This window comes from Microbacterium hanjuni (assembly GCF_043556395.1).
Lineage (GTDB): Bacteria > Actinomycetota > Actinomycetes > Actinomycetales > Microbacteriaceae > Microbacterium.
Genome location: NZ_JBIGIK010000002.1, coordinates 281235 through 307227, shown reverse-complemented (window position 1 = coordinate 307227; position 25993 = coordinate 281235). Strand labels below are relative to the sequence as shown.

At 71.1% G+C, this 25993-nt stretch carries 23 protein-coding genes and 1 pseudogene; 4 read left to right on the top strand and 20 right to left on the bottom strand.

The genetic code is table 11. The features are described 5' to 3' along the window. Positions 1-229 precede the first annotated feature (229 nt). On the top strand, positions 230-3523 hold the full coding sequence (locus ACFXP5_RS09105; RefSeq protein ID WP_394544386.1) for an efflux RND transporter permease subunit: 3294 nt from the start codon (positions 230-232) through the stop codon (positions 3521-3523). 40 nt (positions 3524-3563) lie between these two features. On the opposite strand, the pseudogene ACFXP5_RS09100 reads toward ACFXP5_RS09105, so the two are convergent. Further along, positions 3564-4100 (bottom strand): annotated as a pseudogene (locus ACFXP5_RS09100) (DUF998 domain-containing protein); the annotation flags it as partial. A gap of 314 nt (positions 4101-4414) precedes the next feature. Continuing rightward, positions 4415-5317 (bottom strand): aldose 1-epimerase family protein, encoded by a 903-nt coding sequence (locus ACFXP5_RS09095; RefSeq protein WP_394544385.1) that lies wholly within the window; start codon positions 5315-5317, stop codon positions 4415-4417. 273 nt (positions 5318-5590) lie between these two features. Here ACFXP5_RS09095 and ACFXP5_RS09090 point away from each other — a divergent pair, with 273 nt between their 5' ends. Then, positions 5591-7744 carry a DEAD/DEAH box helicase gene (locus ACFXP5_RS09090; RefSeq protein WP_394544384.1) on the top strand — a complete coding sequence of 718 codons (2154 nt, stop codon included), beginning with the start codon at positions 5591-5593 and terminating at the stop codon, positions 7742-7744. A 173-nt stretch (positions 7745-7917) separates the two neighbouring features. Here the strand turns inward: ACFXP5_RS09090 and ACFXP5_RS09085 are convergent, their stop codons facing one another. Further along, positions 7918-8979: an Rv2578c family radical SAM protein gene (locus ACFXP5_RS09085; RefSeq protein ID WP_394527863.1), complete on the bottom strand. Its 1062-nt coding sequence runs from the start codon at positions 8977-8979 to the stop codon at positions 7918-7920. Between the two features lie 159 nt (positions 8980-9138). Here ACFXP5_RS09085 and ACFXP5_RS09080 point away from each other — a divergent pair, with 159 nt between their 5' ends. After that, complete coding sequence (locus tag ACFXP5_RS09080) at positions 9139-10152, top strand: M15 family metallopeptidase (RefSeq protein ID WP_394544383.1); 1014 nt, start codon at positions 9139-9141, stop codon at positions 10150-10152. Between the two features lie 157 nt (positions 10153-10309). On the opposite strand, the gene ACFXP5_RS09075 is transcribed toward ACFXP5_RS09080, so the two are convergent. The 8 genes from ACFXP5_RS09075 to ACFXP5_RS09040 form a co-directional block, all read right to left on the bottom strand. After that, the gene (locus ACFXP5_RS09075) at positions 10310-11551 is read right to left on the bottom strand and encodes an LCP family protein (RefSeq protein WP_394544382.1); all 1242 of its coding nucleotides are present in this window, start codon (positions 11549-11551) and stop codon (positions 10310-10312) included. 103 nt (positions 11552-11654) lie between these two features. Further along, the gene (locus ACFXP5_RS09070; RefSeq protein WP_394544381.1) at positions 11655-12212 is read right to left on the bottom strand and encodes an ECF transporter S component; all 558 of its coding nucleotides are present in this window, start codon (positions 12210-12212) and stop codon (positions 11655-11657) included. Positions 12213-12227: 15 nt separating this feature from the next. Continuing rightward, positions 12228-13040, bottom strand: coding sequence for an energy-coupling factor transporter transmembrane component T (locus ACFXP5_RS09065; RefSeq protein ID WP_394544380.1), 813 nt, complete (start codon positions 13038-13040; stop codon positions 12228-12230). A gap of 5 nt (positions 13041-13045) precedes the next feature. After that, entirely contained in the window at positions 13046-14782 is a 1737-nt protein-coding gene (locus ACFXP5_RS09060) for an ABC transporter ATP-binding protein (RefSeq protein WP_394544379.1), read from the bottom strand. A 41-nt stretch (positions 14783-14823) separates the two neighbouring features. Beyond that, a complete protein-coding gene (locus ACFXP5_RS09055; RefSeq protein ID WP_394527858.1) occupies positions 14824-15369 on the bottom strand; it encodes an ECF transporter S component in 546 nt (181 codons plus the stop codon). Between the two features lie 43 nt (positions 15370-15412). Next, on the bottom strand, positions 15413-16063 hold the full coding sequence (locus ACFXP5_RS09050) for a pentapeptide repeat-containing protein (RefSeq protein ID WP_394544378.1): 651 nt from the start codon (positions 16061-16063) through the stop codon (positions 15413-15415). Between the two features lie 11 nt (positions 16064-16074). Next, entirely contained in the window at positions 16075-17067 is a 993-nt protein-coding gene (locus tag ACFXP5_RS09045) for a pirin family protein (protein WP_394544377.1), read from the bottom strand. Next, positions 17064-17411 (bottom strand): GNAT family N-acetyltransferase, encoded by a 348-nt coding sequence (locus ACFXP5_RS09040; RefSeq protein ID WP_394544376.1) that lies wholly within the window; start codon positions 17409-17411, stop codon positions 17064-17066. The genes ACFXP5_RS09045 and ACFXP5_RS09040 overlap by 4 nt, the downstream gene beginning before the upstream one ends. Positions 17412-17567: 156 nt before the next feature. On the opposite strand from ACFXP5_RS09040, the gene ACFXP5_RS09035 reads away from it, so the two are divergent. Then, entirely contained in the window at positions 17568-18644 is a 1077-nt protein-coding gene (locus ACFXP5_RS09035) for an FHA domain-containing protein (RefSeq protein ID WP_394544818.1), read from the top strand. A 9-nt stretch (positions 18645-18653) separates the two neighbouring features. On the opposite strand, the gene ACFXP5_RS09030 is transcribed toward ACFXP5_RS09035, so the two are convergent. The 9 genes from ACFXP5_RS09030 to ACFXP5_RS08990 are packed head-to-tail and all read right to left on the bottom strand — an operon-like array spanning position 18654 to position 25972. Continuing rightward, the gene (locus ACFXP5_RS09030; RefSeq protein WP_394544375.1) at positions 18654-19988 is read right to left on the bottom strand and encodes a S8 family serine peptidase; all 1335 of its coding nucleotides are present in this window, start codon (positions 19986-19988) and stop codon (positions 18654-18656) included. Further along, on the bottom strand, positions 19985-21313 hold the full coding sequence (gene eccB, locus ACFXP5_RS09025) for a type VII secretion protein EccB (protein WP_394527853.1): 1329 nt from the start codon (positions 21311-21313) through the stop codon (positions 19985-19987). The genes ACFXP5_RS09030 and eccB overlap by 4 nt, the downstream gene beginning before the upstream one ends. A gap of 4 nt (positions 21314-21317) precedes the next feature. Next, on the bottom strand, positions 21318-22658 hold the full coding sequence (eccD, locus tag ACFXP5_RS09020; RefSeq protein WP_394544374.1) for a type VII secretion integral membrane protein EccD: 1341 nt from the start codon (positions 22656-22658) through the stop codon (positions 21318-21320). A gap of 58 nt (positions 22659-22716) precedes the next feature. Continuing rightward, the gene (locus tag ACFXP5_RS09015) at positions 22717-23514 is read right to left on the bottom strand and encodes a hypothetical protein (RefSeq protein ID WP_394544373.1); all 798 of its coding nucleotides are present in this window, start codon (positions 23512-23514) and stop codon (positions 22717-22719) included. After that, positions 23511-24722 (bottom strand): hypothetical protein, encoded by a 1212-nt coding sequence (locus ACFXP5_RS09010; protein ID WP_394544372.1) that lies wholly within the window; start codon positions 24720-24722, stop codon positions 23511-23513. Before ACFXP5_RS09010 ends, ACFXP5_RS09015 begins: the two co-directional genes overlap by 4 nt. Further along, a complete protein-coding gene (locus ACFXP5_RS09005; RefSeq protein WP_394527849.1) occupies positions 24722-25015 on the bottom strand; it encodes a hypothetical protein in 294 nt (97 codons plus the stop codon). The genes ACFXP5_RS09010 and ACFXP5_RS09005 overlap by 1 nt, the downstream gene beginning before the upstream one ends. Further along, a complete protein-coding gene (locus ACFXP5_RS09000) occupies positions 25012-25314 on the bottom strand; it encodes an SAV_915 family protein (protein WP_394544371.1) in 303 nt (100 codons plus the stop codon). Before ACFXP5_RS09000 ends, ACFXP5_RS09005 begins: the two co-directional genes overlap by 4 nt. Positions 25315-25364: 50 nt before the next feature. Further along, a complete protein-coding gene (locus ACFXP5_RS08995; protein WP_394527847.1) occupies positions 25365-25652 on the bottom strand; it encodes a WXG100 family type VII secretion target in 288 nt (95 codons plus the stop codon). A 2-nt stretch (positions 25653-25654) separates the two neighbouring features. Next, positions 25655-25972: a WXG100 family type VII secretion target gene (locus tag ACFXP5_RS08990; protein WP_394527846.1), complete on the bottom strand. Its 318-nt coding sequence runs from the start codon at positions 25970-25972 to the stop codon at positions 25655-25657. Between the last annotated feature and the right edge of the window lie 21 nt (positions 25973-25993).

Below are 25993 nucleotides of genomic sequence, written 5' to 3'. Positions count from 1 at the left end.
TGCGCAGCGACACCGAGCCTGACGACGTGCCGGGACACGCCCATAGCGTCCCACGCGCCCTTCGGCGCGGGGAGGGCTTGACGCCTCCCGAGGGCCGGTGGTAGCCGAAGGCCTTACACCCCGAACGCGCTGGGGTCCACCCCCGCGCGCGCGTGGAATACTTGACTCGATACATCTGTGTATCGGCTTCGCCGACGCATCCCACCCCCGTGATCCGCGAAGGACCCTCGTGTCGAATCTCGCCGTCCTCAGCCTCAAGAACCGCGCTCTCATCGCGCTGATCACGATCGTGGCGGCCGTGTTCGGTGGCCTCGCGCTCACGAGCCTCAAGCAGGAACTCATCCCCTCGATCGAGTTCCCGCTGCTCTCGGTGGTGACCACCTACCCGGGAGCGTCCCCCGAGGTCGTGAGCAACGACGTCTCCACCCCGATCGAAACGGCCATCCAGGGGGTGCCCGGCCTCGAATCCACGACGGCGACGAGCACGACGAACGCCTCGATCATCCAAGCGTCCTTCACCTACGGCACCGACCTGGCGACGGCCGAGCAGAAGATCACGCAGGCGATCAACCGCATCGAATCTCAGCTCCCCGAGGGCGTCGAGCCCAACGTCGTCGCGGTGAACATCGACGACCTGCCCGTGATCCAGCTCGCCGTCACCGGGTACAGCGACGCCTCGACCGTGCAGGCCGACCTGGAGTCGACCGTCGTTCCCGATCTGCAGGACATCGACGGCGTCAACGCCGCGCAGATCGTCGGCGGCATCGGCCAGCGCGTCACAATCACTCCCGACCAGGCCAAGCTCGCCGAGCGGGGCTTCACGCAGGAGGCCATCACCGACGCCCTCGACCAGAACGGCGTGCTGTTCCCCGGCGGCGAGATCACCGAGTCGGACCAGACCCTCACGGTGCAGACCGGCTCGAAGATCACCTCGGTCGACGACCTGTCGGCCCTGCCCCTCGTGCCCACAGACGCCGAGCAGGCGCGATCGGGGCTCACCACGATCGCCGATGTCGCCGCGGTCGCCCAGCAGGCCGACCCTGTCACCTCGATCTCCCGCGTCGACGGCGAGCCGGCGCTGACGATCGCCGTCACGAAGCTGCCCTCCGCCAACACGGTCGACGTCTCGCGCGGCGTGCTCGCCGCTCTTCCCGATCTCGAGCAGTCGCTCGACGGTGCCACGTTCACGGTCGTCTTCGACCAGGCGCCCTTCATCCAGCAGTCCATCGAGTCCCTCGCGCAGGAGGGCCTGCTCGGCCTCGCCTTCGCCGTACTCGTGATCCTCGTCTTCCTGCTGTCGGTGCGCTCGACGCTGGTGACGGCGATCTCGATCCCCACGAGCGTGCTCATCACCTTCATCGGGATCCAGGCGTTCGGGTACTCCCTCAACATCCTCACCCTCGGTGCACTGACGATCGCGATCGGCCGCGTGGTCGACGACTCCATCGTCGTCATCGAGAACATCAAGCGGCACTACGTGCAGGGGGCCGACAAACTGCAGGCCGTGCTGCTGGGTGTGCGCGAGGTGGCCGGTGCGATCACAGCGTCCACGCTCACCACCGTCGCCGTCTTCCTGCCGATCGCGTTCGTCGGCGATCTCACCGGGGAGTTGTTCCGTCCCTTCGCCCTCACCGTGACCATCGCGATGGTGGCTTCGCTCTTCGTGGCGCTGACGATCGTGCCGGTGCTGGCGTACTGGTTCCTGCGACCCGGCAAGCCGGTGCTGGATGCTGAGGGCAACCCCATCGATCCGGAGGATCCCGCGGCGCCCCCCAGCGGGCTGCAGAGGCGGTACCTGCCGATCCTGCGCTGGACCCTCACGCACAAGTGGATCACCATCGGCCTGGCCCTCGTGATCCTGGCCGGCACCGGGGCGCTCGCCCCGCTGATGAAGGTCAACTTCCTCGGCGACTCGGGCCAGAACACGTTCACCATGACGCAGGAGGTCGCGCCGTCGGCGAGCCTCGAAGCGGAGGACGCCGCATCGCAGCGCGTCGAGGAGGCCATCATCGGCCTGCCCGGCATCGAGACGGTGCAGGTGTCGATCGGTTCGACCGGCTCGGCGCTGCGCGATGCGTTCAGCAGCGGGGGCGCCGGTGTGACCTACTCGATCACCACCGACGCGGACGCCGACCAGGAGACCGTGCGTCAGGACGTGCAGAACGCGGTCGCCGATCTGTCCGACGTCGGCACGATCACCGTCGCCTCCTCCGGGGGCGGCTTCGGAACGAGCAGCGACATCGAGATCGATGTGTCCGCGCCCGACAGCTCCACCCTGCAGACCGCCACCGACGCGGTCACCGCTTCGCTCGACGGCCGTGACGGCGTCGGCCAGGTCACGAGCAACCTGTCGGCGTCGCTGCCGTACATCGCGGTGACCGTCGACCGCGACGCCGCCGCCGAGCGCGGACTGTCCGAGGTCGCGGTGGGTGGACTCGTGTCCAACACGATGCAGCCGCGCTCGATCGGCTCGGTCGAGATCGACGACACCTCCCTGACCGTGTACCTGTCGGCGCCGTCCACGCCTGCCACCCTCGACGAGCTGCGCGCCCTGAGCATCCCCACCGCGAGCGGTATCGTGCGGCTGGACGAGATCGCGAGCGTCGAGCAGACGCAGGGTCCGACCTCGATCACCACGGTGCGCGGACAGCAGACGGCCACGGTCACCGTCACCCCCACCAGCGACGACTTGAATGCGGCATCGGCGGCGGTCACGAGCGCCCTCGCCGACACCGAGCTGCCCTCGTCCGCGACGGCCGAGGTCGGCGGCGTGCTCACCCAGCAGCAGGAAGGCTTCCAGCAGCTGGGCCTGGCGCTGCTGGCCGCGATCCTGATCGTCTACATCATCATGGTGGCGTCGTTCCGCTCGCTGCTGCAGCCCGTGCTGCTGCTCGTGTCGGTGCCGTTCGCCGCGACCGGCTGGATCCTGCTGCAGCTCGCCAGCGGCATCCCGGTCGGGATCGCCTCGCTGATCGGGCTGCTGATGCTGATCGGTATCGTCGTGACGAACGCGATCGTGCTGATCGACCTGGTGAATCAGTACCGGCGCAAGGGTCTCAGCGTGGTGGATGCCACCATCGCGGGCGGTTCACGACGACTGCGCCCGATCCTCATGACCGCGCTGGCCACGATCTTCGCCCTCACGCCCATGGCGCTCGGCGTGACCGGGCACGGGGGGTTCATCTCGCAGCCGCTGGCGATCGTCGTGATCGGCGGGCTGGTGTCGTCGACATTCTTGACGCTGCTCGTGCTGCCGACCCTCTACGCGCTCGTGGAAGGGGCTCGTGAGCGGCGTGCTGAGCGGCGCGCAGGGCGCCGGGGCGGACCCGAGGCGCGGGACGGCGGGGGCTCGCCGCGTCCGCACGCAGGACCGACGAGCGGCGCAGCGGCGCCGGACGCGTCGTCGACGCCGGCAGCGGACGGCGGGCCGGAGTCAGAGCGCGCCGGCGAGCAGGCGTCGCACGGTGCGCCCGATACAGTGCCGTCTCGACGGGAGTATCGACGGGAGCATCCGTCGAGCTGAGGCTCTTCACCGACCCCGCCACGCACCGGGTGAACACCGCCGACCACGCGAACATGGCGCTGGTGGCGATGACCTCGAACAGGGCGAGGTTGATGGTCTCGGTCACGAACAGCGATGCGCTGATGAAGATGACCACGAAGGCCATCGCCGTGGAGTAGATGAGCCGCTTGGGAAGGCGGTGCATGAGGAACGGCGACGACAGCAGCAGTGCGGCGAAGCCGAGCACCATGCTGCCGGCGACGTTGTCGTGCATCGTCTTGTTCACGTTGAGCGGGATGCACCCGACGAGGGCCAGGTTGACGCCCACGATGCTCAGGCAGATCTGAGCGGTCAGCGCGGTGCCGCGCCGCACGGAATGGCGCTGGATGCGACGCAGATCGCGACCGACGCTGTGGGCGTAGAGCGTCACGACGATGCCGGACACCATCAGGGTGCCGTTGAACAGCCACCCCGAGGTGTCGCGGAACGTGCCGAGCCGGCTGAAGTGCAGGTGCCACCAGAGCGGGTCGGTGGTGGTCACGATGGAGGCGAAGATCCCCCCGAGCAGCACGATCAGCGCGGCGGAGCCGAAGTGCATGGTGGTGAGACGCGACAGCACGGCGGCCGGCGTCGGGATCACGATCGGGAAGGGCAGCGGGGTGGCGAAGCTCGCAGCGGGCATTTTCCATCCAGGACGAACGGGGCGTCCCACCCCCGCGAGACCCCCAGACCCCGTCGCCCCATCGGCAGGTAGAACGCCGGGAAGTGGTCCACATCAGATGTTCGCGCCCCAGCGCAACGGCAAGCCGTCCCGCTCATGGTAGCGCCCGTGGGAGTCGCGTGGGTTACCGGATATCGCGCGTCGGCGCAGCATCCTGTTCGGCGCGTCGCGAATCAGGCCGCGAGGGGCGCTCAGGCGAGCTCGACGCCCCACTCCAGCGACCACTCTTCGCCGGGTGCCAGACGCCGCAGTCCGACCCCGGAGTTGAAGGCGTCCGCGGGCGCGGTCATCGGCTCCACCGCGACCGCCAGGGGCTGTCCGGGGTAGCGGTCGGTCGTGAACACCTGCGCCCAGTCGAAGCCCTCGCCCTGCCAGAGCGTGAGGATCCGGCCGTCGGGCGCCGTGAGGGTGTGTCGGATCCGACCGTCCGCCCCGCGATCCAGCCCGCGGTACGCCGTGTCGAGGGAAAGGTCGCCCAGGCGGCGGCCGCCGCGGAGGTCGGTCGCCTCGTCGACGTCCCGCTCGTCGATCGGAAGGCTGCGTTCGTCGAGCACGAGGCGGCGGGTACCACTGGAGCGGATGACGAGATCGGCGGTCGGCACCCCGCCGATCTGCAGATAGGGGTGCACCCCGAGGGCGACCGGTGCCGCGCCCGAGCCGACGTTCTGCACCACGTGGGCGATGTGCAGGCCGCGATCGGTGAGGGTGAAGGTCACTGCCGTCGCCAGGTGGTAGGGGTAGCCGGTCTGCGGGAACACGTCGGCGCGCAGGGTGAGGGTGTCGGTGGGGGCGGCATCCGCGGTGTAGGCACCGAAGCGCAGCAGCCCGTGGCTGGCGTTTCCGAGAGCGGGTTCGGAGATCGCGAGGCGGCGGACCGTTCCCTCGTCGTCCCAGATGCCGTCGCGGATGCGATTGGGCCACGGCACGAGGACGACCCCGGATGCTGCGGGCGTCGGCGAATCGTCGGAGTAGCGGGGAGCCAGATCCGTACCGTCCACGGTGAGCGCGCGCAGCGCCGCCCCGACCTGGGCGACCTCCGCGGTGACCGTGCCGCGGGTCAGAGTGAAGCGGTGGCCGGTGGGATCGGTACTCATGCGGCGCTCCTCGCTCGGCGGTCGGACGCAGCATCCGTCGCCCCTCCACCCTAGGTGCGAGGGAGGCGTCTTCACAGGGGAGTGGGATAGCGTTGGCAGGTCGGCGGAGGACACCGCGCTGAGGCGCGTGCAATTCTGTCAGTCCTCGGGGCCGATTCCAGGGGCCGATCTGCGCCCCGGACCATAACAGGAATGGCCCCGGCCGACGGTAGTCCGGGTAGTCCGCGCGAGCGCGGACGCTGTTCTCGTGCGAGAACTCAGAAGGACACACCCATGCCCAAGAACAAGAAGCCGGCCGGCGGCCGGCCCGCGAAGAACTTCGAGCCGCGGTACGGCGACAAGCCCGCCTACCAGGATCGCAAGCGTCGCCCCGACGAGGCCGGTTCCTCGTGGTCGGCGAGCAAGCCCGGCAGCAAGAGCCCCAGCCACCGGGGTCACCGCCCCGCCGAGGCGACCGACGCCGCCCCCAAGCGCCGTTGGACTGCGCAGGAGCGCGCCGGCCGCGACGCCTCCCGCGGCATCCGCACGCACTCGGCCGGCGCAGCGCGCCACGAGGAGCGCCCCGCCCGCTCGTACGACGATCGCCCCGCGCGTTCGTTCGACCGCCCCGCGCGTTCGTTCGACGAGCGTCCGGCCCGCTCGAACGACCGTCCTGCACGCTCCTACGACGAGCGTCCCGCGCGTTCGAACGATCGCCCCACGCGTTCCTCCGACGATCGCCCCGCCCGCTCCTTCGATCGCCCCGTGCGCTCGAACGACGACCGTCCGGCGCGGTCCTTCGATCGCCCGGCCCGCTCGAACGACCGCCCCGTGCGTTCGAACGACCGCCCGGTGCGTTCCTATGACGAGCGGCCGCGTCGCGATGACCGTCCGGCCCGTTCCAACGACGAGCGTCCGGCCCGCTCCTTCGACCGCCCGGCGCGGTCCTTCGATGACCGGCCCGATCGTCCGAACGATCGTCCCGCTCCGACCTTCGCCGAGCGTCAGGCGCGTCTGAAAGATCGCCCCGCCCGCTCCGCCCGCTCCTTCGATCCCCGCCCGCGGCGTGCGTCCGACGAGCGTCCGGCCCGTTCCGACGAGCGTCCGACGCGTTCCTTCGACCGCCGGGAGCGTCCGGCCCGCGAAGAGCGTCCTGGTCGCTCCGACTGGAGCAAGCCGGCGCGCACCACTCAGCAGGAGAACCGTGTCGACACCGTGCACGAGCGCCTGCAGGCGGAGGCCGTCGACGCGACGAGCGTCGGAGAAGCGTCCTTCGCCGACCTCGGCCTCGGCCAGAACATCGTGCAGGTGCTCACCGAGCTCGGCGCGCCGAGCCCCTTCCCCATTCAGGCAGCCACCGTCGCGCCGATCCTCGAGGGTCGCGACGTGCTCGCCCGCGGGCGCACCGGTTCCGGGAAGACGATCGCCTTCGGCGCTCCGCTCGTGGAAAGCGTGCTGCGTGCCGGCGCGGGGCAGAAGCGTGCTTTCGCCCGGAAGCCCCGCGCGCTGATCCTCGCGCCCACCCGCGAGTTGGCTCTGCAGATCGACCGCACCGTGCAGCCGATCGCGCGCAGCGTGGGCCTGTTCACGACGCAGATCTACGGTGGCGTGCCCCAGGGCCGCCAGGTCGGAGCGCTGCGTAAGGGCGTCGACATCATCATCGGTACCCCCGGCCGCATCGAGGACCTCATCGAGCAGGGCAAGCTCGACCTGTCCGAGGTCACCATCGCGGTGCTCGACGAGGCCGACCACATGTGCGAGCTCGGTTTCCTCGAGCCGGTGCAGCGCATCCTGCGCCACACCGCGGAGGGCAGCCAGAAGCTGCTGTTCTCGGCGACGCTCGACCGCGAGGTCGCAGCTCTCGTCGACGAGTTCCTCGTGGAGCCCGCCGTCTACGAGGTCGCCGGTGAAGACCAGGACTCGGGCACGATCGAGCACCGCGTGCTCGTGATCGATCACCGCGACAAGGCCGCGATCCTCACCTCGCTCGTCGACCGCGACGGCAAGACCCTCGTGTTCGCCCGCACCCGCGCCTACGCCGAGATGCTCGCCGAGCAGTTCGACGACGCCGGTATCTCGGCGGTCGCCCTGCACGGTGACCTCAACCAGGCCAAGCGCACGCGCAACCTTGAGCGACTGACCTCCGGACGCGTGCAGGTGCTCGTCGCCACCGACGTCGCCGCCCGCGGCATCCACGTCGACGACATCGACCTCGTCGTTCAGGCCGACCCGCCGGACGAGTACAAGACCTACATGCACCGCTCGGGTCGCACCGGCCGCGCGGGCCGCGCCGGCCGGGTCGTGTCGCTCATCACGCGTCAGCGCCAGCGGCGCATGACCGAGCTGCTCGACCGTGCCGAGATCGACGCGCCCTTCGAGGACGCGCGTCCCGGCGACGACCTGCTCGAGGAGCTCAGCGGCCGCCAGGCGTCGAACGTCGCCGGCTGATCCCGCGCGCTTCGGCGCCGGCATCCACCCTGCTCCCCTGTCACGAACTGCGGCTACCACCCGCACGTTGTGACAGGGGAGTGGTGTCGTTAAAGGCTCCCCTGTCACGACCTGCGAGTATCACCCGCGTTCTGCGACAGGTGAGCGGTGTCGTCAACGACCGCGCGCCCGGGTCAGAAGAGGGTGGCCGGTTCGATCCGCGGGCGGAGTGTGGGCGTGGCCAGCGGCGTGCGGGCAGCGAGTCCGGGCTGGGGGCGACCGCGGGGGTGCTCGTCCTCGTCGTGCCCGTCGAGGCGGTGCATCCGCAGCAGCGGGCGCACCCGTTTCGCGAGCCACGAACGGTAGAGCTTGGGCGCCTGCGACGACACCCCCGGGTACAGTCCCCGGTACGACGACACCAGCTCGGGATGCTCGCGCTCGAGCCACTGGAAGAACCAGGGCTTCACACCCGCGCGCAGGTGCAGCGCGCCGTAGACGACCCGCACGGCTCCGGCCTCGCGGATGCGCCGCAACGCATCGTCGAGCGCGGCGACGGAGTCGGTGAGGTGCGGCATGACGGGCATGAGGAACACGGTGACGGCGAATCCGGCCTCCGTCGCCGCGCGCACGGTGTCGAGGCGCGCCTGCGTCGACGGCGTGCCGGGTTCGATCGAGTGCTGCAGGGCGTCGTCGAAGATCGCGATCGACATGGCCAGTGAGACCCGAACGGATGCTGCCGCCTCGGTCAGCAGGGGCAGGTCGCGCCGCATCAGCGAGCCCTTGGTGAGGATCGAGAACGGCGTTCCCGACTCCGCCAGCGCCCCGATGATCGCGGGCATCAGCCGGTAGCGGCCCTCGGAGCGTTGATAGGGATCGGTGTTGGTGCCGAGCATCACGGGCTCACGCGTCCACGACCCGCGTCGCAGCTCTTTCTGCAGCACCTCCGCGACGTTGATCTTGACCACGATCTGCGAGTCGAAGTCGTTGCCCGCGTCGAGGTCCAGGTATTCGTGCGTCCCTCGGGCGAAGCAGTAGGTGCACGCGTGACTGCACCCGCGGTAGGGGTTCACGGTCCAGTCGAACGGCATGGCCGACACGCCCGGAACCCGGTTCAGGGCGCTCTTGCAGAGCACCTCGTGGAAGGTCATCCCCGCGAACTCGGGGGTCGTGACCGAGCGGACGAGCCCGTCCATCTGTTCCATACCGGGGAGGGCCGCAGCATCCGCCACACCCAACTGCTGTCCTTGCCATCGCATCTTTCCATGGGAACAGATGTACGAAAGAGTGTCAAGTGCGCAAGCGTCCACAATCGAAGGACGCGCCGCTGCCTCGCCACGGCGCGGGTCGTCGGACACAATGGGAGGGTGACGTTGCCCGGTACGTCCTCCCCCCGCTCGCGCCGTGAGGCGCGGGTGATGAGCGAGCGCTCCGACACCCTCGCCACCCCGATCGCCCAGCACGCGCGTCATCGCGAGGCGGGGATCCGCACCTTCTTCATCGCCGCAGCCTCCGCCGCCCTCGTCTTCGGCGGGTCGGGCGCCGTCACCGCTGCGGTGACCGGCGGCATGGTCGCCGAACTGGCGGAAGCTCCCCCGATCGCCCTGCCGCAGCCGGTCGATCGGCCGACGATCGGCGCCACGGTGCAGCCGATGCCCGCCGAGGGTCTGCCCGCCCCGACGTTCGACGTCACGGCGGCCGGTACGGCGCTCTGCGACGACCCCGACTTCCTCCGCACGCTCGAATCGGGCGATGACGCCGCGGTGATCGACGCCGCCGGAGGTGCCGAGACCTTCCGCTCGATGATCGCGACCGGCACGGCCGCGTGCATCCCCCTCGATGATCCGACGCGTGCATGGGTCGTCGTGAACAAGCAGCGCCCGTTCGCGCCCAACGACTACACGCCCTTCCCCCTGGCCATGCCCGCGACGGTGCAGAGCCTCGAGGGCGGTGAGTTGCGATCGGATGCTGCGGACGCCCTCGATGCGATGGCGCAGGCCGCGCGCGCCGCCGGCGCCGGGGACATCGCGATGGAGAGCGGCTACCGCTCGTACGCGACCCAGCAGACCACCTACCGCGGGCACGTCGGTGACCGCGGGGTCGAGGGCGCCGACCTCGTGAGCGCTCGCCCCGGATTCAGTGAGCACCAGTCGGGCTTGGGCGCCGACGTCGTGGCGTGCGGCGAAGCGGGCTGCGGCACGATCGACGAGCTGGCCGCGACCACGCAGGGCGCGTGGATCACCGAGCACGCCTGGGAGCACGGCTGGATCGTGCGCTACCTCGACGGACGCACCGACGTCACGGGCTACCTCCCCGAGCCGTGGCACCTCCGTTACGTCGGCCCCGAGATCGCCCGGCTCTACCACGACGGTGGGTACAGCACGCTCGAGGAGTTCTTCGGCCTTCCCGCCGCGCCCGACTACGCCTCCTAACCGGCGCGCTCGCCGCACCCCCGGATCGTCGAGTACGCACGTACTCGACGAAACCCCACGCTTTCGGGCGCGATGACGTGCGTGCTGGTCGAGTACGTACGTTCTGGACGGATCACACGGGCGAAGGGGGAGAGCGGATGCTGCCGCTCGCGCGCGTCTACGCGGAGCAGGTGCGCTGTTCGGCGGTGGAGCCGTTGACGTTCGAGGGGAGCTGGACCGCGTCATCCGGCGCGGGGGGAGTCGCGCTGGCGGACGGATCGGGGACGGGCGTCTCGGAGGGAACCGCGCCGTCGGTCGGGCCGGCCTCGATGACTCCACCGTTCGATCCCAGGTCGCCCGTCAGCTCGAGGGGGCGGTTCTGCGCGAGCGCATCCCAGAGCTTCTTGGCGGCCGCCTGGTCGGGCACCACCTTGTTCTTGTCGGCGGGGTCGTCGTTCACGGGGAACTGGACGAACACGATGTCGGAGGTCGGCACGTCCTTCGCCGCGAGAGCCAGCTGAACGATGCGCAGCGGGTTCGCGAGGCTCTCGCTGGGCTCGATGTTGTGCGCGGCCGCGGTGGCGAGACGCAGCACCGCGGCGGGGTCGGAAAGGACTCCCTCGCTGGTCAGCTTGCGCGTAAGGCTCGAGAGGTATTGCTGCTGGTTGCCGATGCGCGCCAGGTCGCTGCCGTCGCCGATGCCCTTGCGAACGCGGAGGAACTTCAGCGCGTCCTCCCCCTGAACCACGCGCGGGCCTGCGGGCCAGTCGATACCCGTGTTCGAGTCGCGGAGGCCGCCCTCGCCGATGCACACCTCGACCCCGCCGATCGCCTCGGTGATCGCGATCACGTTGCCGAAGCTCGCCTTCGCGGCGAAGCCGATGTCGAGCCCGCTGAGCTTCGACACGGTCTTGACGACGCAGTTGAGGCCGCCGTCGCCGTACGCGGAGTTGATCGCCTGCTTGCTCATCGCGGAGTGGATCGAGCCGTCCTTCCCCGCGCACTCCGGGATCGGGATCATCAGGTCGCGGGGGAACGACACGACGGTCACCCTGCGCGGATTGTCGGAGACATGGACGAGCATGTTGACGTCGTTCAGCTGGCCGCCGGCGTCGGGGCCGGTGCACCGGCCGGGGAAGAGCTGCACCAGTTCGGGCTCGCACTCGTCGGTGCCGACGATGAGCACGTCGAACGGCCCCTCGTACGCCCCGATCGACGGGGGTTGAGCCACGACGGTGTCGAGCTCGACGGCGTTGTTCTCGATGCTGGAGGTGAGGTCGTACGCCGTGTAGGCGATCGTGCCGGCGCCCGAGACGAGCAGCACGACGACGGCGACGGCGAGGAGGGTGAACACCTGACCGAGGGCGCTCGGCGAACCCAGCCGCGCGTGGCGCGCTACGGTCTTGCGGCGTCGTGCCATCGGTCCCCCCTCCGCTCGAGCATGAGTCTAGACAGCAGACGCCGCGTCATCGGTGCAGCGGCGCGGCGCGCTGCCCTCCTCGCACACCGGCGAGCTGCCCGGGTCACCGGGCGACGCGTGGGCGCCGCCTCGCCATGCGGGCGACCCCCGCGCGGCGCAGCGCATCGGCGATCACGATCCCCACGAAGACCCCGACCGCGGCCGAGGCCATGGTCAACAGCACGAACACCAGCTGCAACGGCCAGGGGAAGGAGAAGAGATCGAAGGATGCTGCCGCCAGCAGCGGGTAGACGATCCCGACGACGACCGCCCCGGCGTAGTACTGCCAGGTGCGCCAGAAGCGGTAGAGCACGATGAGGAACGGCAGCTCGGCGAAGAAGGCCCACCAGACGTTGGTGGCGACGCTCGCGAACCCGTACCCCGAGAACGGCACGATCACGAGGCCGGAGATGAGACCGACCAGCAGCCCGGCCAGCGGGCGCTCGAGCAGGCGCAGCGCGACGACCGCCGGAAGCAACCAGATGCCGGCGAGCGCGACCGTTACGAACGGCACGGTCGCGAACAGCGCGGTCGAGATCCAGTTGGCCCCGGCGAGCACGATCCCCCCGGCGACTCCGATCGCGGCGCAGGTGAGGAGGTAGGCGGTGGAGACGCGTGACATGGTCGATCCTTCGGTTCAGACGGAGGGCCAGAAAGGCGACAGCAGGACGGTGGCCGTCGCCGCCCAGAAGAGCAGGACGAAGACGAGATCTCGGGCGCGCAGGGGTACGAGGTGCCGCTCGGTGCGCGTGGGGTAGGCACCGAACGCCCGCGAATCCATCGCCAGCGCGACCCGCTCGGCGTGGCGGATGGCGCCGGCGAGAAGGGGTACGACGTAGCCCGCCCACCGCGCGACGGCGGCGACCGGACCTCGACCGCCGTGGGCGCCGCGCACCCGGTGGGCTTGCCGGATCACCTCGAGCTCGTAGCCGAATCGCGGCACGAAGCGGAACGCGGCCAGAGCGGTGTAGCCCACCCGGTAGGGCACGCGCAGCTGCTGCACGAGCGATCGCACCAGGTCGGGCCCGGTCGTGGTGAGTCCCCCGATCAGCGCGAGCGTCGCGATCGCTCCCAGGCGCAGGGCGGTGGCGAAGCCGACCGCGAGGGCACCGCCGTAGAGGGTCCACCCGCCCATCTGCAGCACTACGAGCGACTGGTCCACCCGCGCCGCGTCGGTCCAGACCGAGAACCCCACGCCGACCACGATGATCGCCGCGGGAACCCCGAGGAGCAGCAGCGCCAGCATCCGCCCGCTCAGTCGTGCCCCGATCAGGAGCACCGCGTACGCGAGCAGGAGGAAGACCAGGGGCGTTCGGAGGTCGCGGACGAAGACCAGCGTGATCATCGCCGGGAGCGGGCCGGCGATCTTCGCGAGGGGGTTCAGCGCGGCGAGGAAGCGCACCCCGCGGGCGGGCTGCGCCTCGGCGTAGGGGTCGATCGCGGTCGTCACGGCGGTCACGGCAGCGAGCCGGGGAGGTCGGCGAGGCGGGTGACGCCCGCGAGGGACGGATGCAGTTCCAAGCCGCGGAGGGCGCGGCGCAGCGGCGGTGGGCGGAGGCCTGCCCGCTCGATGAGGGCGTCGTCTCCGAACACCTCGGTGGTCGGAGCGTTCGCCAGCACCCGGCCGTCGCTCATCACCACCGTGCGGTCGGCGTACTCGGTCACGAGCTGCATGTCATGGGTGACCACGACGATCGTGGTCCCTTCGCGCTGCAGCTCGCGCAGCAGCGACAGGAGTTCGTCGGCGCGCGCGCGATCCTGGCCGAAGGTCGGCTCGTCGAGCACGAGGATGCGAGCGCCGCCCACCAGGGCGGTGCCGACGGAGAGGCGCCGCTTCTGTCCGCCGGAGAGGAGGAACGGGTGCGATCGGGCGTGGTGGCTCAGTCCGAACCGCTCGAGGAGGGCGTGCACGCGGGCGTGGATGTCGTCGTCGGGCAGTCGCAGCATCCGCAGACCGTGCGCCAGTTCGTCGAACACGCTGTGCGCGAGGAACTGGTGCTCGGGGTTCTGGAAGACGAATCCGACCCGGGCCGCGAGGGTGCGCGCGTCGGCGCGGTGCACGTCGAGACCGTCCACGGTGACCGTGCCACGCGGCGGGCGCAGTACTCCCGCGATCGCCTGCACGAGGCTCGTTTTGCCGGCGCCGTTGGCCCCGATGACCGCGACGAACTCGCCCGCGGCGATGTCGAGGTCGATGTCGTGCAGCACGGGGGAGCGCCCGCGGGTGAGCGTGAGCCCCCGCACCCGGATGACCGGAGGTCCCGCCGGAGGAGAATCGGCCGAGGGGAGGAGCGTGGGGGCCCGGATCTCCTCCGCTGGGCCGAAGCTCCGCGGTTCGGGCTGCTGCGCGAGCGCGGCGTGCAGGGCGTCGGGGCTCAGCGGCAGGGGATCGAGCGCGTACCCCGCCCGCCGCAGGCGCAGCGCTGCCAGCGTCGAGGTCGGCAGCCAGACCCCGAGGGCGAGCAGCTCTTCGGCGCGGCCGCGCAGCACCTCGTCGACGGTCCCGTCGGCGACCACACGCCCGCCGGCGTCGAGCGCCACCACGCGATCGACCAGTTCCACCGCGGCATCGAGGTTGTGCTCGATGAGCACCACGGCCCGATCTCCCGCCGCGACGAGGTCGCCGAGGGCGGCGTAGACCTCCTCGATGCCGCGCGGGTCGAGGTTGGCGGTCGGCTCGTCCAGCACGAGCAACGGCGAACCCATCGCGAGCGCGCAGGCGATCGCGAGGCGTTGACGCCCACCCCCGGAGAGGCGGTCGGGATTCTCGGGGCGCCGATGCCACAGCCCCACTCGCCGCAGCGCGCTCTCGACGCGCGCGAGCACCTCGGCCACGGGGAGCTTGAGGTTCTCCGGTCCGAAGGCGACCTCGTCGAGCACCGATCCCGTCACGAGTTGGGCATCGGGGTCTTGGAAGACCATCGCCACGCTCGTGCTGAGTTCGGCGACTGCGGTGGTGGCAGCATCCCTCCCGCCGACGTGCACCGAACCCGTCACCGTCGCGGGGACGGCTTGGGGGATCAGTCCGTTGAGGGCGAGCGCGAGGGTGGACTTCCCCGAACCGCTGGGTCCGAGCAAGAGCACGACCTCGCCGGCCGATACGTCGAAGGTGACGTCGGCGGGAGTGGCGGTCGGGGCGTCGTCGTGGGTGATCCCCAGGCCGCGCACACGCAGCAGGGGGTCGAGGCTCACTCTGTAAGGTTAGCCGACCCTAACTAGCGCGTGGAGGACGGTCAGCGGCGGCGGGCGACGCCGGCTCGCCGGAGCCCCGCTCCGACGCCGAGGGCGACGGCCGTCCACGCGACAGGGCCGAGCACGGCGAGCACGAGATAGGTCACGCCCGCCCACGCGGGCAGGGTGGAGAGGTGCGCCGCGAACGCAACGGCCACCGCGACGATCGCGCCGATGATGACGGCCGAGATGAAGAAGCGCCAGGCGCCCCAGACCCGATAGCGCGTGACGGCGGCGACGAGCTCCTGGATGCCGCCGAACAGCACCGCCGTTCCGAGGAACTGCACGGCGAACTGCGGCGCGACGGCGCTGGAGACGAGGGCGGCCAGCACGTGGGTCAGCAGCGCCACCCACGGCAGCCGGAGGGTCTCCTGGGCGATGATCCCGGGCATGACGTGCGCGCCCAGCACGAAGCCGTAAACGATCGGCAGCGAAGCGAGCACGACGGGGGTGACCCAGCCCGCAATCCCTCCGACGACACCCGTGGCGACACCGATCGCGGCGCAGACCAGCAGCACGCGGGTCGAGATTCGGGATGCTGTCGCCACGCTCTCAGAGTATCGTCCGGCCGGAGGGCTCGCGGCCGAGCGGTCAGTCGGCGACGCGGATGCCGAGCCGCTCGGCGAACACGTCGGCGAGCTGGGCGACCTGGAAGGTGTTGAGGGTCGCTCCGCGGAGGCCCTCGATCCCCGTGAGCTGCTGCAGCTCGGCGCCCCGCAGGTCGACCTGCGACAGCGTGGCGTCGGTGAGATCGAGCGCCGCGACCCGCGCGCCGGCGAAAGCGACGCGGGTGGCTCGAGCCCCGCCCAGGTCGAGTTCGTCGAGCGTGCAGTCGGTGAACAGCACATCGCGGAGGTCAGCGCCCCGCAGGTTCAGGTAGCCGATCTTGCACCCCACGAAATGCACCGACTGCCACCCGGCGCCGTGCGCCTCGACCGAGCCGAGCCGGGAGCGCGCGATCTCGACGTCACGCCAGTGCGAGCGCGCCGCTCGCAGTACGGGCGCGTTGAGCCGGTCGATCGTGGTGTCGACGATGCGGGCGGTGCGCAGGTCGACGTCGTGGGCCGACACGTCCGACAGTGCGCTCTCGCTCAGGGCCAGATCGGCGAGGTCGCGGCCGTCGAGATCGATCCCCTCGAACCGCACGCCGTCGACGGCGGCACCGGCGCGCAGGGCATCGGTGTCGCCGGGGACGAGGTGCGGGAGCACGATCGGGGTGATGCGCGGTGCGACCAGGGGCATCCGCCGCGCCATCAGCGCCGTCGCCGGGGGGTGAGGCGCACGCCGGGCAGCGGCGGGGCGGGGATGCGTTCGTCACCGTGTCCGACCACGTGCGCGAACCTTTCGGTGCCGGCCTCCCACTGCTCGCGGGCATCGACGATCTCGTCGTGGCTGCGCCCCACGAAGTTCCACCACATCACGATGTCGGCCTCGAACGGTTCGCCGCCGAGGAGGAACACGGTCGCGCCCTCGATACTGCTGAGCTCGACAGCATCCCGCCTCGATCCGAGGTAGAGCAGGTGCGAGCTGTCGAAGCCCGGGGATGCTGCACCCTCGTCCTCGAGTGCGGCCGCACCGAAGACGCCGACCACGGCGTACTCCCAGTCCTCGCGCAGCGGAAGCCGCACGGTGGCCCCGGCGGGGATGCGCACCTCGGCCCCGACGATCGGGGTGTACACGGTGGCGGGCGAGGTGGCGCCGGCGAATTCACCCATGACCACCGTGGCGTCGGCGCCCGCGCCGAGGTCGACCTCGGGCAGCTCGGCATGCTGCTCGAAGGCGGACCCGCCGTGACGGCGCTCCTCGGGGAGGGCCACCCACAGCTGCAGGGCATCGAGCGGAACGGGGCCGTCTCCCACGGAGTATTCCGAATGGGCGATGCCCGCCCCGCTCGTCATCAGGTTGAGCACTCCGCGGCGGACGACGACGTCGCTGCCCACCGCATCCCGGTGCCTGACCTCTCCGACGAACGGCCACGTGACCGTCTGCAGCCCGATGTGCGGATGCGGCTCGACGCGCATCCGTGTGTCCTGCGGTCCGAACCGGTCGAGGAAGCACCACGCTCCGACCATCGGCAACGCGCGCTGGGGGAGGCTGCGGTGCACCGACATCGCCCGGACGCCCCCGAGGGGGACCTCGCGGGCTTCGAGCAGGAGGGTCTGCGGACCCAGCGGGACCCTCGGCTGTTCCGTCACCGGCTCTTCGCGCACCGGGGCTTCACGTGGATCGCCGTCGAGGCGGGTCACGAGGTGGGTTCGTCGACCGCGGCATCCTCGTCTTCGTCCGGCCATTCGATGACGAGTCCGGGGACCTCGTGGTCCTGCAGGTACGCGGCCACGAAGGGGCACTGCGGCACCACGGCGATCCCGCGGGCCGCCAGATCGGTCAGGGCCTCCTTGACGAGGGTCGAACCGAGCCCGCGGCCGCCCCACGCGGGGTCGATCTGGGTGTGGGTCATGACCACGCGTCCGTCGTCGAGCACGAACGCGGCGAATCCCGCGACGGCGTCGCCGACGCGGATGTCGTAGCGGGATGCTTCGTCGTCGCGCGTGACGGTGACGGTCTCGCTCGTGGGGGTCTCAGCGCTCATCGGGGTGTCCTCTCGTCGTGCAGCCTCCAACGTAGGCGGGCCTCGACGTGTTCCGCCAGGGCGCGACCGGGCGTTGCACGTTTGCCGAACCTGTGCGCCGACGCGGTACCGTCGAGGAGGCACCACCCGGTCGCCCGGCGGAGAGGATCCCACGTGATGGAGACAGCTGCCTTTCTCGCGGTGGCGCTGACGGTAGCGGTCGTCGTGCTCATCGTCGGTGCGGCCTGGCACATCTGGTACGCCCTGGGGCTGGCCCGGGTGCTGCAGAGCCACGGCGTCGAGCCGTGGCGGGCGTGGGTGCCGCTGCTGAACGACGCCGAGATCCTGCGGATGGGGCGCATCGACCCGGTCAAGGCCGCGTTGCTGCTCGTTCCGCTCGTGGCCGTGTACGGCGTCGTCCTGCGTGCGATCGCCGCCCACCGCGTGAACATCGGCGTCGGGCGGGGTGCGGGCGCCACGGTGCTCGCCGTCCTGCTGCCGCCGGTCTGGGCGATGGTGATCGCCGGCGCCGAGCCGATCGCCACCGGCGCGGCGGCGGACGACGATGACGAAGCCGACGAAGCGCCCCTCGCGCTGAGCGCGGGCGGCGTTCGCGCCGTGCCCGCCCTCGCACCGGCGGGGCCGCCCGCGGTGGCGCCGATCGCCCCGGGCGCCGCCTGGGCTCCCGCGGCCGCCCCGGTCGCCGCGCCGCCCGCGCCGCTCCCCGAGCCCCCCGTCATCGCGTCCCCGGTGATCCAGGCCCCTGTCATCGCGTCCCCTGTCATAACAGCGGCTCCGCTGACGCCGCCGCCCGCGGCGCCGGTGGTCGAGCCGGTCACGCCGGACGTCGCGGACGCGACGTCGTACCGCCGCCGCTCGCGGGAAGACCCGATCGACGACGAGACCTCGATCGTGCGCGGTCCGCGCAGCTGGGAGCTCGTGCTGCCCTCGGGTGAGGCGCTCGCCGTCACGGCCCGCACCATCGTGCTCGGACGCAAGCCGCTGCTGCGCCGCGGCGAGGCGCAGTACGTCACGGTCGACGATGACACCCGCACCGTCTCCAAGGAGCACGCGCAACTGCAGTGGAGCGGCGAGGGATGGCTGATCACCGACCTCGGCTCGGTCAACGGCATCGCTCTGCTCGACCCGCAGGGAGTCGCGCAGCAGGTCGCCCCAGGCGCCTCGGTGCCGGTCGACGGGGAGTTCCTCCTCGGCGACGCGCGGTTGAGCGTTCGCCGGGTCGACACGGCCTAGCCGGCGCGGTCAGGGACCGGGGGAGTCCCCGAAGAGTCCGCCGCGGCCGGTCGGGGTGCGCGAGGAGGACACGGAAGCTTCCGCGCGCCGCCGAGTCACGAACACGCTGAGGGCACCGACGGCGGCGAGCACGACGAGCGCGACGATCGCGGTGGTCGCGGCGATGCCCAGGGCCTCGGCATCGGGCCCGGGGTCGTCGCTCACCGAGATCGGTGCGGCAGCGTCCTGGGTGCGGGCGGGTGCGGGGGTGGTGAGGAACGGGCTCGCGGGCCCCCGGATATCGGCTCCGGGCACCAGCGCGATCGCATCGAACGGCTGCACGACGCCCCAGCCGGCCTCGTCGGAGCGCGTATCCGGGTCGGCGCGTACCGCCGTCGCCTCCAGACGGTAGGCCCATTGTTCGGGGGTCTCGTCCGGGAAGGCTGCCGCGACGAGCGCCGCCGCCGCCGAGACGTAACCGGCGGCGTAACTGGTGGCGGCCTCCTCGACCGCGTACGCGCAGTCGCCTCCGAGGGCGGAGGTCGTCGCGATCTCCTGCCCGGGCGCGGAGATCGCCACGTGCGGGCCATGGATGCTCGCCTCGGTCGGGGCTCCCGAGAGATCGGATGCTGCGACCCCCAGCGCGCCGGCGGCGCCGGCCGGGTACCGCTCGCCGTCCCCGTCGTTCTCCTCCAGCGCCAGCGTGGAGTCGCGGTTTCCCGAACTGCCCACCACCAGGCTGCCCGACGCGGTGGCGTAGGCGACGGCCTCGGCGAGGGCGGGGTCTGCGGCAGCCGTGCTCATCGAGACGTTGATGACCTGAGCGCCCTGATCCGCGGCGTAGCGGATGCCCTCCGCGATGCGGGCGGTCGAGGGCCCGAACCCCGCCTCCACCTCCTGGTCGGAGGTGCCGGCGAACACGCGGACGGGCAGGATCTTCGCCTCCGGCGCGAGCCCGACGATCCCCGAACCCTCGATGAGACGCGCGGCGATCTGACCGGCGATGGCCGTCCCGTGCCCGTAGGAGTCGGCGGTACCGGCCGCGTCCGTGCCGTCGGGCACGAGATTCACGCCGCCGCTGACCGCGGCCGCAAGGTGGGGGTTGGCCGCTGCGACCCCGGAATCGACGACGGCGACGGTCACGCCCGCTCCGCGCGTGACCGACCACGCGGCCTCGCTCTGCAGCGTTTCGAGGGCGGGCGGGGTCTCGGGGATGCGGGTGGCGGCGCTGCACTGCTCCTGGGCCGCCGCGCGCCACGGCGAAGCGTTCGTCATCGCGGCCTGGGCGCCGGCGCCGAAGGTCAGCACCAGGGCGAGCCCCAGCATCCCGGCAGCAGCCGACCGCGTCGCTCTCGCGCGGGTCACGGTGCCTCGGCGGTAGGGGGAAGCCCCGCCGCGGCCTCGCTCAACGCGGGTCCGGTGGGCAGGAGCTCGGTCCACCCGTCGCTGACCGCACCGACGGAATCGGCCGTGTAACCGAGGCGCAGCACGGTCTCCTCCGTCGCCCCGGGCAGCGGGTACGCGCGCCCGGTCGCATCGACGAGGGTGACGATCCCGGTGTTCTGCACCCCGCGACCACCGGCGCGGACGAGGGCGCCACTGCCCGGCTCCACGTTCACCCCGGCGGTGACGCCGGTGCTCGCGTCCTGGGTGGCGAGGGCCGTGGTGGCTTGACCGTCGCCCGAGACGAGGGCCGCGCAGGCGCGCTGGTCGGTGGCGATGGACTGGAAGCCCTCGTCGGGCCAATCCTCACCGCCGGCGGGGCGCGCTGCCGTGTCGAGGGCAGCGGTCTCGGCGGTGGTGACGTCGACCGGCTCGCCGGATCCGCTGCCGCTGCCGAGCAGGTAGAGCTGCCAGGCGAGGGGGGTCAGTGCGGCGAGGGTGCCGTCGGACTGCACGAGCAGGCGCTCGGTGTCGGGCGCACCGGTCTGATGCACGACGGTGCCGACCGGCAGGTCGGTGCCCTCGACCGATCCACCGGCGCCGTCCACGACGAGCGGGCCGAGCGGGGTGCCCGGCGTGAACAGGTTCAGCCAGTCCGTCGGCACGGTGACCGGGTCGAGAGAGGTGATCCCCGCGGCGCGCAGCACGGCGTCGCTGTTGTCGGCCACGGCGAAGCTGCGGCCGCCGTCGATGACGTAGAGGTTGCCGTCCGACTCCACCACCGCCGCGCGCCCTTCGGCGCGGGCGAGCGGGGCGCCCCCGATGCGCACGTCCAGGGCGCCGTCGTCGGTCACGCACGCGCTCCAGCCCGTGTTGCTGAGTCGGTCCGGCGCCGGCAGCTCGTCTGGCGCGCCGACGATGCCGAGGGTGTCGCCGATACGCGTGCCCTCGAGGTTCTGCTGCTCGGTGGAGAGCACGTCGAACTCGGCGGAGGGGAGCAGCAGCCGCGCGCTCGCGGTGTTGATGACGGGGTGGAGCACGCCGTCGACGGTCACGAAGCGCGCCCCGGTGTCGGATACGAGGATGAGCTTGCCGTTCTCCCACCCGCTCGGAAGCCCCGGTTTGATGAATCCGTAGAAGAGTCCCACCAGCACCACCAGCGCGGTGAGCGCGATCGCGGCGATCACCGCGCGCATGGGGGAGGAGGGCTCGAGTTCCTTACCGCCCGGGGCGCCGCTGATGAAGGCGGTCAGCAGTCGGCGGCGGGAGAAGTTCTGCGCCTCGATGAGGTCGCCCTTGGTGGCCACGCGGTTACGCCAGTCCGGAGGCGATGACGCTGAGCGGCAGCAGCACGGCGAGCACCAGCAGCTCCACGGCGTCCGAGAAACGCGTCAGCCGCAGGCGCGCCCGCGGCGAGAGCAGGGTGATGGTCACCACGAAGACGGTCGCGACCGTGAGCACGACGAGCAGCACGAGACGCAGGTCGGGCTGGGTCAACGAGATCGTGAGGCCCGCGATGGCGAGACCCAGCGTGCCGACGGCCATCACCGTGACGACCCCCGAACGGGCGTACGTCTGACGCGACGGGAACATCATGCCCACGAAGGCGAGGGTGCACAGGGCCGCGCCCGCGGCGCCGGACGCTGCGACCAAGGGGGTTCCCGCCAGCACCACGATCCCGAGAGCGACGCGGAGGGAGATGAGGATGCGTCGACCCTGGGCGCTTCGGCGGGCGACTTCCGCAGCGTCGATGGGGACGGGGTCGGCGAAGACCTCGGCGTCGGTCTGCGGGGAGATCACTTTGATCCGCGTGGAGCTCAGCACGAGCCAGGGCAGCGCGCCGCCGATCGTCGCGGCGATGCCGATCATCACGGCGTAGGGCGTGACCTCGGAGTCGGGAACGAGGGCGGCGATCGTCGCGGTGACGCCGATGATCCCGCCGGCGACGAGAGGAGTGAGCTGCACTTCGGAACGGTCGGGCAGCAGGGCCAGCGCCGCACCGCCGGCGATGAGCGCGCCCGCTCCGGCGGCCGCGAGCGGCCAGCCCCAGAGCGAGAACGAGGCCGGGACGGCGAGGTATCCCGCGAGCCCGGCGAACACCGCGGCGGCGATCCCCAGCCCCTGGCCTGCCTCGAGCTGACCGAGACGCGAGACGACGGCCGCCACGACCAGGAGCGCGACGGCGCCGCCGCCGGCCATCAGTGCGCCCACTCCGAGCGAGGGGCCGGCGGCGAGCAGCAGTACCGCGCAGACCCCGAGCAGGGTGAGGCTGACGGCGAGAGCGGTGCGGGCGTTGTCCTTCGTCGTCCAGGGGCGGTTCTGGTCGTTCGTCGCGTCGATGACGGCCTCGACGATGTCGTCGTAGACGCGAGGCTGGGCGACGAGGCCGCCGCGGGCGAGCGTGAGCACTTCGCCGTCCTCGACGCCTTGCGCGGCTCCCCCCTGCGACACGTCCAGAACGGTGCCGTCGGCCTTCTGCAGGGCGTAGCCCGCGTAGGTCATGGTCGGATCCAACACGCCCAGGCTGCGGGCGAAGCCGGGCATGAACTCGACGAGCGGCACTTGGGCGGGCACACCGATGTCGAGTCGGCGTCCCTCGCTCTGCACCGAGATGCGCAGCAGCGCGCGCTGCACGTTCATCGTCTGGGTCACGTCGGTCCCCGTCTCTCCGAGGGCAGAGGTGCACCCGGGCGTTGTGTCCGCCGTCAGCTTAGCTGCGCGCGTCCGGTGTCATCGGCGGGCGGCGCCGGGGTTGTGCCCCCGGCAGAGCGCCGTCCTGCAGCCGGCCCAGGGTCGCCTCCCCGATCTCGGCACGCGCGGCGATGGAGCCCGCGTAGAACGACACGAGGTCGGCGAGGATCACCGGATCGCTCGCCAGATCGCGGGCCGCCCACGACACCGAGCCGCCCGCTCCCGATGTCACCACGACGCGGTTCTGAACCAACTGCGCTCCTGAGATATCCCCCCAGGGAGCATTGAGCGCGTTGCGGGGTATCCGCAGCACGAGGCGCTCGGGGGTAAGGGTCAGCGAGTGCGCTCCCGACAGCCCCAGCCAGGCCCGGCCACCGCCGTAGAGAAGGGATGCTGCGACCACGGGCACGAGCAGCAGGGTTAGCAGGCTCAGCCGATCGGCGGGCACCGTCAGGACGGCCCAGAGCCAGCATCCGATCAGGACGAGCCCCAACACTCCCAGCACCCGCAGCGGCCATGCCGTCTCGGTCGCGCCGGCGAAGCGCACTTCGTCAGGCGAGGCCGAGGCGCGAACGACCCGCACGCGGGACAGGCGCACCTGCACGATCAGCAGCCAGGCCGTCGCCGCGGCCGTCACGACGACCGCAAGACCGAGGGCCTTCATCGAGGGAGCCGGGTCGGCGAACAGGATCGCGCCGTACGCCAGCGCGGCCAGTCCCAGCAGCACTCCGAGGCTGGTCACGGCGCCGGTCGAGCCCTGTTGGCCCTGCCAGCCCGGGTGGCCGGGTACAACGATCGTCGTCGGGGCGGTGCTCACCCGAAGACCCCTTTCCAGGTCTTTCCGATGCCGTGCCCGACATCGCCGAGGAAATCGCCGGTGTTCTCCCACGCGTCTTCGGCGAAATCGGCGGTCGCGTCCCACGCCTGCTCCATGCCGGCATCGATCGACTCGCGGACGTCCTGCGGAACCCAGTTCTCGTACGCCCACACGGCGCCGGCTCCCACCGCGACGCTGGCTCCGGCGACGACGGCGACCGTGCCCCAGACCGGGAGCGTCACGATGCCGGCGGCCGCCAAGGCTCCGACGGCCGCGGTGGCGGCGATACCGCCCACCACACCACCGAGGATCTCCACTCCGGTGGAGGAGGGATCATCCCCCGTAGCCATGTCCGAGCCGAGACTCCACAGGTCGATCCCCCAACCCACGAAGGGGATGACCTTTCCGGCCTTGGCGAGTCGTCGAGCGAGGTCTTCCGCCTCGTCCGCGGCCCACCGCATGCCGTGGGGGTTCGCCGCTTCCGCTGCTGCACGGACGGCGGGGTTGCCCGAGCGCAGTTCGCGCACGAAATCGGCGGCGCCCTGTCGGAGTTCCTGGGCTTGAGAGGTGAGGGTGCGGGCATCCGTCTCCCAGCGCAGCTCCGCTCCGTCCAAGAAGGTGCGCGGCACCTCCTCACCCACGGTCTTGAGACCCTCGAGTATCTTCTCCGCTGCGGATTGGGCGGGAAGTCCTCCGAGGAATCCGTCGAGGTTCTCCGCGATCCACACTTCCAGCTCGCCCCACCATGAGCCGACGTCCTCCGCGATCTCGTTGTAGAGCTCGACCTGATCCTGGAATTTCTGCCATTCGTCCCAGTTCGGGTCGTCGCGCGAGGTCGGCGGCTCCGCGATGAGGGTGACCGGGCGCCCGATGATCATCCCCGTCACGGGGAGCCCCTCGTTGCGGGCATTGTCGCGGTGCGTGGCGAAGTCTCCCTGCATCCGCTCCAACTGGCCCGCATAGGAGCGCAGCTTTTCAGCGGCGTCGGATGCCTGCGTCGCCACCTCGCCGGAGGCATCACCGAGTTTGAGGAGGATCGTCACGTACTCGTCGGCGGATTCGCCGAACCAGTGCGAGCGGACGCCGACCGGGATGAGCGTGCTGGCGTCTTGGGAGGCCTTGGCGGCGTCCTTCAGACCCGGATCCAACCATTCAGCGGCAGCGCGCACCGATGAGGGGGAACCCGGGACGGTCGTGTCGATCGTCACTATCCGCCGACCTCCGCGGCGACCGGGCCGAGTTGTTCGACGATGTCCTCTTCGAGGGTGGCGGCGTCGTCGGCGATGGAACGCACGATCTCGCCCAGCGTGCCGTGCACCCGATAAAGCGCGTCGACGCCGTCGCCGACGCGCGTCAGGATCGCCGCGATGCTGTCCGAGGCCAGACCGCCGTCGACCGAAGCGGGGATGGCGTTCAACTGACCCTCGAGGTAGGTCACCACCTCTTCGTGTGTCGAGGCATGGACCGCCATGACCTCCGGGTCCATGGCGATCTTCGTCATGCGATGGCCCCGTTCCTGCGGTACTGCGTCGGCACCTCGAGATCGAAGATCACGACGTCGTACGCCTGGACTTCTTTGATGCGCTGCAGGTCCTCCGTGCGCAGGAGCGTCCACGGCTGCCGATCCCCGGCAAGGGCGAGCAGGCGGTCGAGTGCGGTGTACGCGAGAAGCGCCTTGCGGCCGTCCCGGAGCTCTCGGATCTCGACGGACTGCGCCTCTGCGGTCGACTGCGCACTCAACGGGAGGTAGAGAACGGGTGGCACGACGGGCGTTTCCGGCGGAGTCGGTTGGAAGGTCATGACGGCCTTTCTGGACGGTGGAGAAGGATGCTGGGCGACGCCCCGGTCTTCTAGCCGAAGTTCTTCGCCGAACGGCGATCGGTTTCGACGTAGTCGACGGCGATCTGCGACGTGGCGGTGGCGATTCGAGCCAGAACGTCCTTCATCTGCTCCTGAGTGGCGCTCCACTGAGCTTGGGCGTTGTCGTAGGCGACGCGGGCGGTGCCGTCCCAGTTGGCTCGCAACCGGCCCGCCTCCTGCTCGAGGGCGCGCAGCGCCGATTCGATGCGTGCACTCTCGTCGCGAAGACGCGCGGCGGCGGAGTGGAGGGCCTCGGGCCTGACTCTCAGATCACCCATGGTCATTCCCCTCCCAGAAGAGCGCCGAGTCCACCGATGGTGGCGCGGTGCTCCTGCTCGTTCGCGGCCTGCGCTCGTTCGGTCGCTCGCAGGGCCTCCTCGAGACGCACGAGAACGGTGTTGAGCTTGTCCGCCCCCGCAGCCCATTCCGATACCAGCTGCGAGTAGGACTGGGCAGCTTCTCCCGACCAGTGCCCCGAGAGCTCGTCGAGCTCGTCGAGCACCCGGCGGGTGCTGTCGTGGATGGTGACGTGCGTTCCCGAGACGGCCTCCGCGCCACGCGCGAGTGCCCCCTCGGTGGCGGAGATGCGTTCACTCATGGTTGCTCCCGAGTTCGGTGT